The organism is Rahnella variigena, from assembly GCF_003610915.1.
GTDB classification, from domain to species: Bacteria; Pseudomonadota; Gammaproteobacteria; order Enterobacterales; family Enterobacteriaceae; genus Rahnella; species Rahnella variigena.
Genome location: NZ_NSDJ01000001.1, coordinates 1,936,891 through 1,951,433, shown reverse-complemented (window position 1 = coordinate 1,951,433; position 14,543 = coordinate 1,936,891). Strand labels below are relative to the sequence as shown.

Here is a 14,543-nt window from a genome sequence, read left to right as displayed (position 1 = left end):
GCCCGCTTCCCATTAGCCCTGAGGCAACGCATCCGGTTCATCACCCGGTTGTCTCAACACGCGCTTAACTTCCTGAATCTCGCTGCCGTCCTGATTGTGCAGATACACTTCCAGCTGATTGAAGGCGATATTAATGTCGTTCTCGCGGCACAGTTTATCAATACTGCGGTTAAGTTCATCGACGGTATAACTGCGGTCACCCAGTTCACGAACATAAACTCGCAGTTCGTGATCGAGCGTGCTGGCACCAAAATTAAGGAAGAAGACCAGCGGTGCCGGATCACTCATCACTCGGGCGTTTTCATGCGCCGCCTGCAACAAGATCTCTTTCACTTTATCCAGATCAGAACCGTACGCCACACCAATTTTGATCAGCACGCGGGTGACGGTATCGCTCAGTGACCAGTTGATCAGCCGTTCCGTCACAAAGGCTTTGTTAGGAATGATCACTTCTTTACGGTCAAAATCGATAATGGTAGTTGCGCGGATACGGATACGACTGACCGTGCCGGAAAATGCTCCGATGGTCACAGTGTCGCCAATACGTACCGGGCGTTCGAACAGGATAATCAGACCTGAAACAAAGTTCGCAAAAATTTCCTGCAAACCAAAGCCCAGCCCGACCGACAGCGCCGCCACCAGCCATTGCAATTTATCCCACGAAACCCCGAGAGAACCGAGCGCTGTAATGGCCCCGATCACCGTGATCGAATACGTCAGGATGGTGGTAATAGCGTACGACGTCCCCTGCCGCAATTGCAGCCGCGACAGCACTACGACTTCCAGCAGGCCCGGCAGGTTTCGTGTCAGAACATACGCCACAATCACGGCGAGGAAACCGAGTAATAAATTGCCCAGCGTCACGGTTTGCTGAATGACCGCGCCCGCCACCGTGCTGGAGTAATGCCATAACGTTATGCTGTCGAGATAGGAAATCACCGTCAACAAGTCAGACCAAATCCAGTAGAAGACTGTCGCGAAGATGAAGAACAGCCCCATGGTGGTCAGGCGCAGCGACTGCTGGTTAATCTGATCCAGACCAATTTGCGGTTCTTCAACCGGCTCATTGCCTTCAGCGCCCTCTTTCGCCAGGTTTGTCTGACGGCGGGCCAGCGCACGACGATACGCCAGACGCCGTGCGGCAACACTTAATCCCCTGAGCGCAGTGAGATAAATAATGTTCCAGAAAATCAGCAGGTAAAGACTGTCAATCCAGCGGCCCGCAAGACGCAGCGTGGTGTAAAAATATCCGGTGACCACCAGCCCGACCAGGAAAGCCGGCGCAATCGCAATCGCCGTGACCACCACCAGACGAATGCTGTGAGAATCTTTTTCACGCCAGCCATCGCGTGCGATCGGGAATACGAGAACCGTCAGCGCCAGCAGCGTCAGGAAAATCACCACCTGCCCGATGATGTCATCCACCAGACCGAGCGGTGCTTTCTCGCCGCGCACGGACCAGAAAATCAGCGGCAACATCACCAGGCTCAGACGAATGACGGAACGACGATAATGCGCGCAAGTGGCCGCAGGTGTATTAAAGTGCCGCTCGTTGATCCCACCGGGTTTAAGAATACGATAGCAAAAGCCCATGACCAGCTGGAACACCGCCAGCCGCTGCGCCAGCGTCCATAAAAAGTCGCTCGGTTCGATATCACATTGCGAAAGCCAGTAGCCGACGCCCAGCATCAGCAACACGCCGGGTAAAACGTTCAGAGCCATCAGTAACAGCGCCTGCGGCGTGTGCAGCTGGCTGTCGCGCTTGAGTTGTCCGACATCATTACTCAACATATCAATCCGCTGATCAATGTATTTCCTGCGCCATAACAGCAGCAAAATAACGATTAGCAACGGGATGGTCACCGGCAGGGAATGCAACGCACCCAGCATCAGTTCACCCGGTGGAATACTGACATGCAGGTCGCTAAGTTGACTTTTGACATCGCCCGGCAATGATTTGATGAACTCCCAGTTCATCGGCTTGTTACTGCTCACCCAGAAAATCTGCTGAGTCAGCGTTTCGGTCAGTGACTGGTTGATGCTCAGCAATTGTTGCTGGTTAATCTGCAAATTGATGGCGAGCGACAGCTGATTACCCAGTTGCTTATTCAGTTGATCAAGCAGTTCTCGGCGCATATCAACAATCTGATCCAGCGCATCGCTGATATCGTCATTAATCGTCTCTTTGCTGTTGGTCACCACCCCCTGAATGTAACTGTCGCCCTGAAATAAGGCATCACGCTGCTGATTAATTTTGAACTGCTCAAGCCGCAAATCTGCAATCCGCGTGCTCATATCGGTCATCAGACCGGAAGGCGGGATAGTATTTTGCTGCTGCTGATACAAAATTCGTGACAATAATAAGCTGCCTTTCAGCACCGTAATTTGCTCTTTAAGGTCATGCTCAGCCTGCGCCGAACGATCCAGCCAGTTTTTAACTGTGATATTTTTCTGAACCAGCTGGTTGCCTTCCTCGGTTGCGGCAATCAGACGTTCACTGAGCTGGCGGTTAATTCCCAGTTCCTGCGCCACCAGCGGGTCATTTTGGATATTCGAGGCATCGTCCGGCGTTTGGGCTTCTTTCGCTGTCCGCTCGGACAAAATCAGCCGTTTGCCGTTGACCACTTCCTGCAATAACTGCGCGGTGTGTTCAAGCTGATTGATGTGCGCGTTGGTGTAATCACGTTGTTTTTGCAGTAAATCCTGCAACGTGGTATTGGCTTCGAGGCTCTTACGTTGCAGGTCAATCTGCGCCGCAAGTAAAGCCTGTTGCGTGACCAGCATGTTTTGTTGCGTGTTACGTAAATCCTGCTGACCGGGCGACATGCCGTTGAGCTGATTACGGATTTTCTGAATCGCCAGCGAATAGGAGTACATCGCGTTCTGGACGCGCTCAGGCTGAGTTTGCAGGGAAATCAGCTGCGTATTAAAAGTCGATAAATCTTCCTGCGAGGACTGCAAATCGTCGAGTGTGTCATTAAGACGGTTTTCCAGCTGACGCAGCGACAGAGCGGAAAGCTGAGCTTTATTCACATCATCTTTCGGATTGTTTTTGATCTGATCCAGACCGTCCATGGCGACCCGCAGCTTTTGCGGTGCGTCGGCGACCTGTTTTTGCAGCTGATTTGCTTCCTGCTTCACTCTTTCCAGCGCATCAAGATATTCCAGTGTGTGGATCAGATCCTGTTGCGAAAGCTTATCCACCGGCGTCAGGTTCTTCTGGCGGTTTAACGCATCAAGCTGGTTCTGAACTTCATTCCTGCCGGGAATATCATTACTTGCCGCATGGCCGGAAAAGGAGATAAAAAGCAGTGCAACGCATATCACAAACGTGAAAAAACCTGTCATTCCCCTTTTTTTCAGGGAAAGCCTTACATCAGAAGGGGCGGCTAAAAACCGGATACACATACGTCAGCGTCAACTCATTTACTGAATGAATAATATGGAGATGACAATAGCAGCGTTGGCGATGAAAGGAAGGAGAAAAGCGTTTCTGAATACAACATCAGAGTGTGTATTTTATAAACAAAACGGGATATAAATTTGCAGGCTTATTAATTAACAGGAAAGTATTGAGCGGTTATTTTACCGCAGTGAGAAAGGACGAATGGCACAACATGTCTATATAAGTATCCACGAATCGCCCAGCATTTCCTTCTAAATCAAAGCTTTCAGGAATAAATAACCAGTTTTCCATCAGCCCTGTGAGATAAGCACGAAGAATAATGGCGGCCTGGCGGGTATCAAGATCAACCGGGAGCTGCTTTTCTTCTATACAGCGCACGAGAATACGCTCGATTTTACCGTATCCTTCCATGTATAACGCTTTGCGCGCTTCATGAACTGATGTCATCTCCCCAACAAATTCACATTTATGGAATATAATCTCCATCAATGCTTTACGTTGGCTATCGGTGACAGTGGCGACCAGAATGTAAATTAAGATTTCGCGTAAAATACGCAGTGGATTATTCGGATACTTTGTCTGATACTCTACTTCAAGCACTTTTATGCGGGATTCATAAGCTTCCCAAATCGCATTAAACAGCTCCACTTTGTTCCTGAAATGCCAATAAATTGCGCCCCGCGTCACACCGGCTGCATTCGCAATATCAGTCAGTGATGTCGACGATACCCCACGGGCAGAAAACTCACGCACAGCAGCATCCAGAATCTGTTGTCTGGTTTCCAGCGCCTGTGATTTGGTTTTTCGTGCCATAGGTTTATCTTTAAGGGGAGTTTGATTTACATACATTCTTGAATGTATGTAACATAGCACGCACATACTAAAAGCGCAGCAATGGATTTGGAATGTTGTGATCCATTGGACAATTTGAAATCGGACACTTGAGGTTTATTTATGAACAAAAACAGAGGGTTAACGCCTCTGGCGGTAGTTCTGATGCTATCCGGAAGCTTAGCACTTACAGGATGTAACGATAAAGAAGCTCAACAAGGTGCACCTCATGCTCCGCAGGTTGGGGTCGTTACTCTCAAAACTGAACCGTTGAATGTGACTACCGAACTTCCTGGTCGTACTGCTGCTTTTCGCATCGCTGAGGTACGTCCGCAGGTTGGCGGCATTATTCTTAAACGTAATTTCGTTGAAGGCAGCGAAATTAAAGCCGGGACATCGTTATATCAGATTGATCCAGCCACTTATCAGGCCGCGTATAACAGCGCTAAAGGCGATCTGGTAAAAGCTCAGGCGAATGCACAGATTTCCCGTCTGACGGTGACTCGTTATAAACCTCTGCTTGGCACTAACTACATCAGTAAGCAAGATTACGATACCGCTGTGGCCACTGCCGCTCAGGCTGACGCCGCTGTTGTCAGCGCCAAAGCTGCGGTTGAAAACGCGCGTATCAATCTGGCTTATACCAAGGTCACCTCCCCTATTAGCGGACGTATCGGTATTTCGTCGGTAACTGAAGGTGCGCTGGTGTCGACCGGCCAGACCAATGCGCTGGCAACTGTTCAGCAACTTGATCCTATCTATGTTGACGTCACTCAGTCGAGCAACGATTTCCTGCGTCTGAAGCAGGAACTGGCAGATGGCTCACTCAAGCAAGTTAACGGCAAAGCACAAGTCAAGCTGCTGTTGGATAACGGTAAAGAATATTCACAGGCGGGTACATTAGAATTCTCTGATGTGACTGTTGATGAAACCACCGGTTCCATTACTTTGCGTGCCATCTTCCCTAATCCAAATGACGCCCTGCTGCCAGGTATGTTTGTGCGCGCGCGTCTGGATGAAGGCGTAAACGACAACGCTCTGCTGGTTCCTCAGCAAGGTATTACCCGTAACCCACGTGGTGATGCCACGGCGATGGTGATTGGTGCGGACAATAAAGTTGAAATTCGTACAGTGACCACAACGCAGGCAATTGGCGACAAATGGGTCGTGACAGACGGCCTGAAAAGTGGCGATAAAGTTATCGTGACAGGTCTGCAAAAAATTAAGCCAGGCGTACAGGTTACTGCACAGGAAGTCGATCAAAACGCAGCAGCACCCGCTACAGCGACGAAGTCTTAATAGGAGCCGGTAATTCATGGCTAAGTTTTTTATAGATCGTCCCATCTTTGCATGGGTAATTGCGATCATCATCATGTTGGCAGGGGGATTGGCAATACTTAAATTGCCAATCGCACAGTATCCAACCGTTGCGCCACCGGCTATCCAGCTGACCGCAACTTATCCGGGTGCGGATGCGCAGACCGTACAGGATACCGTTACTCAGGTTATCGAACAGAACATGAACGGTATCGACAACATGATGTACATGTCGTCGACCAGTGATTCATCAGGTACTGTTCAGATTACCCTGACCTTCGCTTCCGGTACTGACGCAGATATCGCGCAGGTACAGGTTCAGAACAAACTGCAGCTGGCAACACCATTGCTGCCGCAGGAAGTTCAGCAACAGGGTATTTCGGTTGAGAAATCGAGCAGCAGCTTCCTGATGGTAGCGGGCTTTATTTCCAATAACGGTTCAATGACCCAGGATGATATCGCCGACTACGTCGGTTCCAACATCAAGGATCCTATCAGCCGTACTGCGGGTGTAGGTGACGTTCAGCTGTTTGGTGCTCAGTACGCGATGCGTATCTGGATGGATCCGAACAAACTGAACAACTTCCAGCTGACGCCGGTAGATGTCATCAACGCCATCAAAGTACAGAACAACCAGATCGCAGCAGGTCAGCTCGGTGGTACACCACCGGTTCCGGGCCAGCAATTGAACTCATCTATCGTGGCGCAGACCCGTCTGAAGTCACCGGATGAATTCGGCAAAATCATTCTGAAAGTAAATCAGGATGGTTCTCAGGTTCGCCTGAAAGATGTGGCTAAAATCGAACTCGGCGGTGAAAACTACGACGTTATTGCCCGTTTCAACGGACAACCTGCGTCAGGCTTGGGTATCAAACTGGCAACGGGTGCGAACGCCCTGAATACCGCGGCGTCTGTAAAAGCCACACTGACTAAGCTTGAGCCATTCTTCCCGGCTGGCTTAGAAATTGTTTACCCGTACGACACCACGCCGTTCGTAAAAATCTCGATTAAAGAAGTAGGTAAAACGCTGTTCGAGGCCATCGTCCTGGTATTCCTGGTCATGTTCTTGTTCCTGCAAAACTTCCGCGCAACGCTTATCCCGACCATTGCGGTTCCGGTGGTCCTGCTCGGTACCTTTGCAATTCTGGCAGCGTTTGGCTATTCGATAAACACCCTGACAATGTTCGGGATGGTGCTCGCGATAGGCCTGCTCGTCGATGACGCCATCGTCGTCGTCGAGAACGTCGAACGTGTCATGGTCGAAGAAGGCCTGCCTCCGAAAGAGGCCACCAAAAAATCCATGGAGCAGATCCAGGGTGCATTGGTGGGGATCGCGATGGTGCTGTCCGCAGTATTCATCCCGATGGCCTTCTTCGGTGGTTCTACCGGTGTTATCTACCGTCAGTTCTCCATCACCATCGTTTCGGCCATGGTGCTGTCGGTTCTGGTGGCGATGATCCTGACACCTGCGCTTTGTGCGACCATGCTCAAGCCGGTTGCCAAAGGTGAGCATCACGATAAGAAAGGTTTCTTCGGCTGGTTTAACAAGAAATTTGACCAAAGCACGCACCACTACACCGACAGCGTAGGCAACATTCTGCGCAGCACCGGTCGTTATCTGGTGATTTATCTGCTGATCGTTGTCGGCATGGCATTCCTGTTTATCCGCCTGCCAACCTCCTTCCTGCCGGAAGAAGACCAGGGCGTATTCCTGACCATGGCGCAATTGCCAGCAGGTGCGACCCAGGAGCGTACACAGAAAGTGCTCGACGAAGTCAGCGATTACTATCTGACGAAAGAAAAAGCCAACGTGAAGTCCGTGTTTACGGTTAACGGCTTTGGCTTTGCTGGTCGTGGTCAGAACACCGGTATCGCGTTTATCAGTCTGAAAGACTGGTCTGAGCGTAGCGGCTCGGAGAATAAAGTTCCTGCCATTGCAGGCCGTGCGATGGGCGCATTCAGCACCATTAAAGATGCACTGGTATTCCCGTTCAACTTGCCAGCGATTGTTGAGTTGGGTACAGCGACAGGCTTCGACTTCCAGTTGATTGACCAGGCTAACCTTGGACATGACAAACTGACACAGGCACGTAACCAGTTGCTGGGCATGGTTGCTCAACATCCGGACTTGCTGACTCAGGTTCGTCCAAACGGTCTGGAAGATACACCACAGTTCAAAATCGAAATTGATCAGGAAAAAGCAACGGCACTTGGCGTTTCAATTTCCGACATCAACACCACTCTCGGTGCTTCGATTGGTGGTAGCTACGTCAACGACTTCATCGACCGTGGTCGCGTGAAGAAAGTGTACGTTCAGGCTGAAAATAAATACCGTATGTTGCCGTCAGACATCAATAACTTGTATGTCCGTGGCAGTGCTGGCCAGATGGTGCCGTTCTCCGCATTCTCCAGTGCGAAATGGGAATACGGTTCACCACGTCTGGAACGTTACAACGGTCTGCCATCCATGGAAATTCTGGGTCAGCCAGCTCCGGGCAAAAGTTCGGGTGCTGCAATGGAGATGATGGAGTCTCTGGCTTCCAAACTTCCAAGCGGTATCGGCTATGACTGGACCGGTCTGTCCTATCAGGAACGCTTGTCAGGGAACCAGGCTCCGGCCTTGTACGCTATCTCCCTGATTGTCGTATTCCTGTGTCTGGCAGCGTTGTACGAAAGCTGGTCAATACCGTTCTCGGTCATGCTGGTGGTTCCGCTCGGGGTTGTGGGTGCGCTTCTGGCAGCCACGATGCGCGGACTCAGTAACGACGTTTACTTCCAGGTAGGCCTGCTGACCACCATCGGGTTGTCCGCGAAGAACGCCATATTGATTGTTGAGTTCGCCAAAGACCTGATGGACAAAGAAGGTAAGGGTCTGATCGAATCCACACTTGAAGCGGTTCGTATGCGTCTTCGTCCGATTCTGATGACCTCACTGGCATTTATCCTCGGTGTAATGCCGCTGGTAATCAGCTCCGGTGCAGGTTCCGGTTCTCAGAACGCCGTAGGTACCGGCGTAATGGGCGGGATGATCACAGCAACGCTGCTGGCGATCTTCTTTGTTCCGGTCTTCTTCGTAGTGGTTCGTCGCCGCTTCGGTAAGAAGAACGAGGATATCGAACATACGCACAAAACAGAGCATCCGACGCTGTAACGGATCCTCATACTGACGAAAGGCCGCTTATGCGGCCTTTTTTTTCGCCTGAGTCTTGAACCGGAAAACAGATGGGTGCATACTCATTGTTATAGTATAACATAACAACTTGAGGCATTATGAAACCCGCTATCCATCCTGCGTATCGCACCGTGGTTTTCCACGACACCAGTGCTAATGAATACTTCAAGGTCGGTTCAACCATCTCGACAGACCGCACCATTGAGCTGGAAGGTGCAACCTACCCTTACATCACGATTGAAGTTTCTTCCGCTTCCCATCCGTATTACACCGGTAAGCAGAAAGAGTATTCAAAAGAAGGCAGCACCGCGCGATTCAATCAACGCTTCGGCAGCTTCCTCGGTAAAAAGTAAACAACATCAGGGAAATTGTTATGCAGGTTCTGAGTTCATTACGTTCGGCAAAAAATCGTCATCCGGATTGTCGCGTGGTTCGCCGTAAAGGCCGGATTTATGTGATCTGTAAAAGCAATCCGCGTTTTAAAGCCGTGCAGGGCAGAAAGAAAAAGCGTTAACGCTGCGCCTTTCCATTACGCCCTCATAAAAAATAAAAGCCCCGCCGCTTGCCCGACGGGGCTTTTTCTTATGTTAAGACATGATGTAAAACCTCCTCACAGCGAAACCGTGAGGAGGGGAAATCTTATTTCATGCTGGCAACGATCGTCTCAACGTTATGCTTAAACGCTTTGATATACGTCGTGGCCGGGCCTTGCGGGCCTGAAAGTGCTTCAGGATACAGCTCACCACCAGGTTGCGCGCCGCTCGCCGCAGCAATCTGTTTCACCAGACGCGGATCGGTTTGATTTTCGATGAAGTACGTTTTCACCTTCTCCGCTTTGATCTGCTTAATCAGCGACGCGACTCCGCTGGCGCTGGCCTCCGCTTCGGTAGAAAAGCCGACCGGTGCCATAAAGCTGACATGGTATTCCTGACCAAAATAACCGAAAGCATCATGGCTGGTCAGCACTTTACGCTTTGACTGAGGGATGCCGGTGAATTCAGTTTTGGCCCACGCATCAAGCTTCTGTAACTGCTCAATATAGGCGGTTCCGCGCTGGCGGAAATAGTCAGCATCTTCCGGATCGGCTTTGATCAGCGCATTCATCACATTGGTCGCATAAATCACGCCGTTCGCCATGCTGTTCCAGGCGTGCGGATCGGTAATTTGTTTGCCGTCTTCTTCCATTTTACGGGAATTAACACCTTCAGATGCCGTCACCAAATGACCTTTGTAACCGGAAGCCGTCACCAGACGATCGATCCACCCCTCCAGACCTAAGCCACTGACGAAAACGACATCAGACGCGTTAATCGCCTTACTGTCTTTCGGCGAAGGCTCAAAGCTGTGCGGATCACCGTCAGGTCCGACTAGCGTCGTCACTTTAACGTGCTCGCCGCCCACTTCCTGAACGATATCCCCGAGAATAGAAAAACTGGCCACCGCATCCACGGTTTTCGCCATAGCCAGCGGGCTCGACAGCAGGGCAGCTGCTGCGAGTGATACAGGTAATACTTTCATCATGTCCCCTTAATTGTGGTACTGCTTATTAATTTACTGCTGCTTAAGTTCGCGAAGCCGTTAACATCCCGCCCCGCTTTCCAAATAAAACTGAAATAAAGAAGATCACCGTCGCGCTGAGGACGATAGCCGGGCCTGCGGGCAGCGAAGCATAATAAGACCAGATAAGCCCGACGATACTGGCGATCACACCGATAATCATGGCGCTCAGCAAGGTATGGGGTAAATCCTGCGCCCAGAAACGTGCGCTGGCCGCGGGTAACATCATCAAACCGACGGACATCAGCGTGCCGAGGATCTGGAAGCCGGCAACAAGGTTCACAACGACCAGCGCCAGGAAAATCCCATGTATCGCCGCCAGCCATTTCCCTGCGCTGACCCGTAAAAACAGTGAATCGAAAGATTCTATGACCAGGGCGCGATAAATACAGGCCAGCACCAGCAATGACACACTGGTAATAATGCCGACCATAATCATTGCTGAGGAATCGATAGCGAGAATGGAGCCAAAAAGAACGTGTAGCAGATCAACACTGGAACCGCGCAGGGAAACCAGCGTCACACCCAGCGCGAGCGATCCCAGATAGAAACCGGCAAAACTGGCATCTTCTTTTAATTGCGTGCGGCGGCTCACCAGGCCTGACAGCATTGCCACTGCAAGTCCTGCAATAAAACCGCCAATTCCCATGGCGACCAGCGACATTCCTGAAATCAGATAACCGATAGCCGCACCCGGTAATACGGCGTGGGAAAGTGCGTCTCCCACCAGACTCATCCGGCGTAATAGCAGGAAAACGCCCAGAGGCGTGGCGCTGATGGATAATGCGATACAGGCAATTAACGCGCGGCGCATGAAACCAAACTCAATAAAGGGATCGGCCAGTAAATGAAAAAGCATCATGAATTGGCGGCTCCCGCGACGAGAGAAAAAGGTTCGGTCGAAATACAGGCATGCGCCTGATGCGGGAAGTGACCCAATACGTCGTGCGCCGTTCCCCACAGATTCTGTTGCGCGCTGAGGTAAAGCACATGAGGAAAATGCCGGGCAACCATTGAGATATCATGTAAAACCGCAATGACGGTTTTGCCTTCCTGATGCCACTGCGCAATCACCTTGAGCAGCAGTTCCGTTGTCTGGGTATCGATGCCGGTAAAAGGTTCATCAAGCATGATAAGAGGCGCCTGTTGCACCAGTAATCGCGCGAATAAAGTGCGTTGCAGCTGACCACCAGAAAGCGAACCTACGGGCAAATGCGACATTTCAGTCATCCCGACCGTCTCAAGCGCCTGAGTTACTGCGGTGGCTGACTGCTGATTTATGCCGCCAAAAAGTCCGCTTTGCGGCCAGCACCCCATGGCGACCAGGTCGAATACGCTGATCGGAAAACCGCGATCCAATTCCGCCTGCTGCGGTAAATAGGCCAGACGCGGACGCTTTCCGCCGGTGAAGGTAATATTGCCCGCAACCGCCTGCTGAAGGCCAGCCAGCGTTTTGAGGAAAGTGGATTTACCCGCCCCGTTAGCCCCGATAACCGCCGTCAGTGAGCCCGAAAGAAACTGCCCGCTGATCGGCATCGCAACCGCCCGGCGGTCATAGCCGACTTCAACATTATTAACAAAAATCATGGTAGCGATATTGCCCAGTAAATTGCGGCCCATAAAATAGCCAGTACAGCCAGCACGGCGAGACAGCGCACTGGCGAAGAAAGTGTAAAGAGTGTTTTGGTCATAGCCCCTCCATTCGTTACAATATAACATCACACACTAAGCTTTGTATCAATACATGAACTGTTTCGATTTTTTACCAGATGCCCTTTCGGAACGAGGATTGCACACCCCGGGCCAGGCGAAATTGTTAGAAAAGGGTAAAAATTGATGAATAGAAACTAATTGTCATTACAATCAGAAAGTTATGTTTTTTCGCACTGGAAATTTTTTTCTCTGCTCAAAACACATCCTGATAAAAGTATGCAATAATAGAAAGGTATGGAGTTCAAAGGCGAAAACCGGTGAAAAAATTTATCCCCTACCCTATTAATGGGGAAAATCTGACTCCTTCAGATTTGCTGCAGATTATTGAACGTTATTTATCTGAAATTGAAGAACCCTTAATTGGTGATTTAACTTACTTCTCAGAAAATGCACGTTACGAACCCAATTCTTTGCAAATCGTGTCAATCGTTGCAATTGGCGAAAATTGTTATTCGCTGAACTACCATTTCAGATGGACGATTTTCAACGGTTGTCTGGACATTAATGCACAAGAGTTCACGACGCAAAGTGTCACATTCCTTGTAAAGCCGGCAGGTCTGGAGTTTGATATTATTGATTTGTTCAAAGGTTCAACGGCTGAAGAATTGTAAGTTTGAGTAATACGTTTGCGCAGCTTTCTCAAAATGAATTATATTTAAATTATATGTTGTGTAATTAGCCTGAGAAAGTTCATCCCAAAGACTGCGATTGTCTTTGATGTATAAGTCAGTTCATAGCGTTAGTCAGTTCATAGCGTTAGTAGTGAGAGCCGTTTTCTGTAAGCCATCAAGTTTTGTTGTTTACTCACAGAGTGTTATCAACACCGAATAAACCATTACGGAGGGGATGATATGGATGAGTACTCGCCTAAGCGGCACGATATCGCTCAGTTACGCTACCTGAATGAAATGTTGTACGATGAAGGCATCGCGACACTGGGTGACAGTCACCACGGTTGGGTCAACGACCCCACTTCTGCTGTTAACCTGCAGCTCAATGAACTGATTGAGCACATTGCATCCTTTGTGATGAGCTTTAAAATTAAGTATCCGGACGATACCCATTTAAGTGATCTGGTTGAAGAGTATCTGGATGATACCTACACCCTGTTCAGCAATTATGGAATTAACGATTCTGATTTACGCCAATGGCAAAAGACCAAGAAGCGATTATTCAGAATGTTCTCAGGGGACTACATCTGTACCCTAATGAAGACTTGAGTAATAATTTATATGCAGTCATCAGATAAAAATGAAAAGGCTAAGATGAACAAAATCGACTATTTGATGCGTTTAAGAAAATGCACCACTATTGATACACTTGAACGTGTCATTGAAAAGAATAAGTATGAACTGTCCGACGACGAGCTGGAATTGTTTTACTCAGCAGCTGATCATCGTTTAGCGGAGCTAACGATGAACAAGCTGTACGATAAAATCCCGGTATCAGTCTGGAAATTTGTACGCTGACAGACAGAGTCAGGTCGAAATACCTTTCGACCTGACGCTCATAATTCATACAAAATAACTTAAGCAATTTTTAACTATTTCTTCAGATATTTCTTTCTGCTTTCTCTTTGATCTGCCGGTGAAATGTTTGTAAAAGAAACTGGAAACATTGTTCTGTTTTAGGCGAGCGCAGAGGCGCAGGCTTACGCATCATCGCAACTGTACGACTTAATGTGGGTTGCTGCAGATGAATCACTGTTAATTCATCATCATTAAGTGTTGCAGTATATAACTCTGGTAATATCGCCAGAGCCAGACGTGAACGAACTAAACCATATAACGTCTCCTGAAAATCCACTCGATAACTCACCCGCAAATTCAGCCTGTTACTTTCAATCAATGAACTCACCAGCCTGCTAACATTTCCTTTTGAAAACAAAGCAATATCCCTTTTAGCCAGTTGTCTCCAGGGAATATTATGACCTTCTGATAAGGGATCATCGCGCCGGATCACCGCCACAAAAGGGTCTTCCAGCAGCGGATATATCGCGACAGAATCCGGCACCGTGCTGTCGGTCGCACCAATACCAAAATCCACAGATCCGTTCTCCAGTTCCAGTAATAATGCATCGTTTGTCAGGTCATGAAATTCCACACGCATATCAGGGAAATATTCCGATAATAACTGCGGAACGACCGGGAATAACAACGTACTGACTGAAGGCACTAATCCGATACGTAAAGTTCCATCACCCCCCTGCCGCATAATTTGTTGCATATCATCGAAGGCACTATGCGCTGTATTCAGTAGCCTTTCTGCATAAGGTAAAACAGCTTCGCCCTGTTCGGTCAGGCTGACTCCCTGAGCGGTGCGGTTTAATAATTTTCCCCCCAGCACTGATTCAATTTGCCGCAGTGCGCTGCTTAAAGCTGGCTGACTGATCGCCAGACGGTTCGCCGTGTCGGTGAAACTGCGTAACTGCGCCAGCGTTACAAAGTATTGAATTTGCTTAAGGGAGAGCGCAGGCAACCGGCGCCAGGGTTCAGACATGATGGTCAGGGATCCCGCTAAAAATAGAAAACGTTTGCTCAGCATAAC

Annotated in this window: 13 protein-coding genes; 7 read left to right on the top strand and 6 right to left on the bottom strand. The window is 49.4% G+C overall.

All coding sequences use genetic code 11. From position 1 onward, the window contains the following. Positions 1-12: 12 nt before the first annotated feature. Entirely contained in the window at positions 13-3,408 is a 3,396-nt protein-coding gene (gene mscK, locus CKQ54_RS08940; protein ID WP_120160772.1) for a mechanosensitive channel MscK, read from the bottom strand. Between the two features lie 172 nt (positions 3,409-3,580). Continuing rightward, on the bottom strand, positions 3,581-4,219 hold the full coding sequence (gene acrR / locus CKQ54_RS08935) for a multidrug efflux transporter transcriptional repressor AcrR (protein WP_112287531.1): 639 nt from the start codon (positions 4,217-4,219) through the stop codon (positions 3,581-3,583). Positions 4,220-4,360: 141 nt separating this feature from the next. On the opposite strand from acrR, the gene CKQ54_RS08930 reads away from it, so the two are divergent. From CKQ54_RS08930 to ykgO, 4 genes are all read left to right on the top strand, one after another. Then, positions 4,361-5,536 (top strand): efflux RND transporter periplasmic adaptor subunit, encoded by a 1,176-nt coding sequence (locus CKQ54_RS08930; RefSeq protein ID WP_112287530.1) that lies wholly within the window; start codon positions 4,361-4,363, stop codon positions 5,534-5,536. 16 nt (positions 5,537-5,552) lie between these two features. Further along, on the top strand, positions 5,553-8,705 hold the full coding sequence (acrB, locus tag CKQ54_RS08925) for a multidrug efflux RND transporter permease subunit AcrB (RefSeq protein ID WP_113876130.1): 3,153 nt from the start codon (positions 5,553-5,555) through the stop codon (positions 8,703-8,705). A gap of 119 nt (positions 8,706-8,824) precedes the next feature. Further along, positions 8,825-9,079 carry a type B 50S ribosomal protein L31 gene (locus tag CKQ54_RS08920; protein ID WP_112287528.1) on the top strand — a complete coding sequence of 85 codons (255 nt, stop codon included), beginning with the start codon at positions 8,825-8,827 and terminating at the stop codon, positions 9,077-9,079. 20 nt (positions 9,080-9,099) lie between these two features. Beyond that, the gene (gene ykgO, locus CKQ54_RS08915; RefSeq protein WP_004954542.1) at positions 9,100-9,240 is read left to right on the top strand and encodes a type B 50S ribosomal protein L36; all 141 of its coding nucleotides are present in this window, start codon (positions 9,100-9,102) and stop codon (positions 9,238-9,240) included. A 125-nt stretch (positions 9,241-9,365) separates the two neighbouring features. Here the strand turns inward: ykgO and CKQ54_RS08910 are convergent, their stop codons facing one another. The 3 genes from CKQ54_RS08910 to CKQ54_RS08900 are packed head-to-tail and all read right to left on the bottom strand — an operon-like array spanning position 9,366 to position 11,903. Beyond that, positions 9,366-10,244, bottom strand: a complete 879-nt coding sequence (locus tag CKQ54_RS08910) for a metal ABC transporter substrate-binding protein (RefSeq protein ID WP_120160774.1) — start codon at positions 10,242-10,244, stop codon at positions 9,366-9,368. 43 nt (positions 10,245-10,287) lie between these two features. After that, the gene (locus tag CKQ54_RS08905; RefSeq protein ID WP_112287526.1) at positions 10,288-11,145 is read right to left on the bottom strand and encodes a metal ABC transporter permease; all 858 of its coding nucleotides are present in this window, start codon (positions 11,143-11,145) and stop codon (positions 10,288-10,290) included. Then, positions 11,142-11,903 (bottom strand): metal ABC transporter ATP-binding protein, encoded by a 762-nt coding sequence (locus CKQ54_RS08900; RefSeq protein WP_120160776.1) that lies wholly within the window; start codon positions 11,901-11,903, stop codon positions 11,142-11,144. The genes CKQ54_RS08905 and CKQ54_RS08900 overlap by 4 nt, the downstream gene beginning before the upstream one ends. Before the next feature lie 350 nt (positions 11,904-12,253). Between CKQ54_RS08900 and CKQ54_RS08895 the strand changes: the two genes are divergently transcribed. From CKQ54_RS08895 to CKQ54_RS08885, 3 genes are all read left to right on the top strand, one after another. Further along, entirely contained in the window at positions 12,254-12,607 is a 354-nt protein-coding gene (locus CKQ54_RS08895) for a hypothetical protein (RefSeq protein WP_120160778.1), read from the top strand. A 240-nt stretch (positions 12,608-12,847) separates the two neighbouring features. After that, on the top strand, positions 12,848-13,216 hold the full coding sequence (tomB, locus tag CKQ54_RS08890) for an Hha toxicity modulator TomB (RefSeq protein WP_104923047.1): 369 nt from the start codon (positions 12,848-12,850) through the stop codon (positions 13,214-13,216). Between the two features lie 45 nt (positions 13,217-13,261). Continuing rightward, positions 13,262-13,465 (top strand): HHA domain-containing protein, encoded by a 204-nt coding sequence (locus CKQ54_RS08885; RefSeq protein ID WP_013576617.1) that lies wholly within the window; start codon positions 13,262-13,264, stop codon positions 13,463-13,465. A gap of 82 nt (positions 13,466-13,547) precedes the next feature. On the opposite strand, the gene CKQ54_RS08880 is transcribed toward CKQ54_RS08885, so the two are convergent. Then, a complete protein-coding gene (locus CKQ54_RS08880; RefSeq protein ID WP_244220254.1) occupies positions 13,548-14,498 on the bottom strand; it encodes a LysR family transcriptional regulator in 951 nt (316 codons plus the stop codon). Between the last annotated feature and the right edge of the window lie 45 nt (positions 14,499-14,543).

What these genes read in the sequence shown, in the direction of transcription:
- mscK (WP_120160772.1), bottom strand. Translation starts at nt 3,408, where the DNA reads ATGTGTATCCGGTTTTTAGCCGCCCCTTCTGATGTAAGGCTTTCCCTG.
- acrR (WP_112287531.1), bottom strand. Translation starts at nt 4,219, where the DNA reads ATGGCACGAAAAACCAAATCACAGGCGCTGGAAACCAGACAACAGATT.
- CKQ54_RS08930 (WP_112287530.1), top strand. Translation starts at nt 4,361, where the DNA reads ATGAACAAAAACAGAGGGTTAACGCCTCTGGCGGTAGTTCTGATGCTA.
- acrB (WP_113876130.1), top strand. Translation starts at nt 5,553, where the DNA reads ATGGCTAAGTTTTTTATAGATCGTCCCATCTTTGCATGGGTAATTGCG.
- CKQ54_RS08920 (WP_112287528.1), top strand. Translation starts at nt 8,825, where the DNA reads ATGAAACCCGCTATCCATCCTGCGTATCGCACCGTGGTTTTCCACGAC.
- ykgO (WP_004954542.1), top strand. Translation starts at nt 9,100, where the DNA reads ATGCAGGTTCTGAGTTCATTACGTTCGGCAAAAAATCGTCATCCGGAT.
- CKQ54_RS08910 (WP_120160774.1), bottom strand. Translation starts at nt 10,244, where the DNA reads ATGAAAGTATTACCTGTATCACTCGCAGCAGCTGCCCTGCTGTCGAGC.
- CKQ54_RS08905 (WP_112287526.1), bottom strand. Translation starts at nt 11,145, where the DNA reads ATGATGCTTTTTCATTTACTGGCCGATCCCTTTATTGAGTTTGGTTTC.
- CKQ54_RS08900 (WP_120160776.1), bottom strand. Translation starts at nt 11,903, where the DNA reads ATGGGCCGCAATTTACTGGGCAATATCGCTACCATGATTTTTGTTAAT.
- tomB (WP_104923047.1), top strand. Translation starts at nt 12,848, where the DNA reads ATGGATGAGTACTCGCCTAAGCGGCACGATATCGCTCAGTTACGCTAC.
- CKQ54_RS08885 (WP_013576617.1), top strand. Translation starts at nt 13,262, where the DNA reads ATGAACAAAATCGACTATTTGATGCGTTTAAGAAAATGCACCACTATT.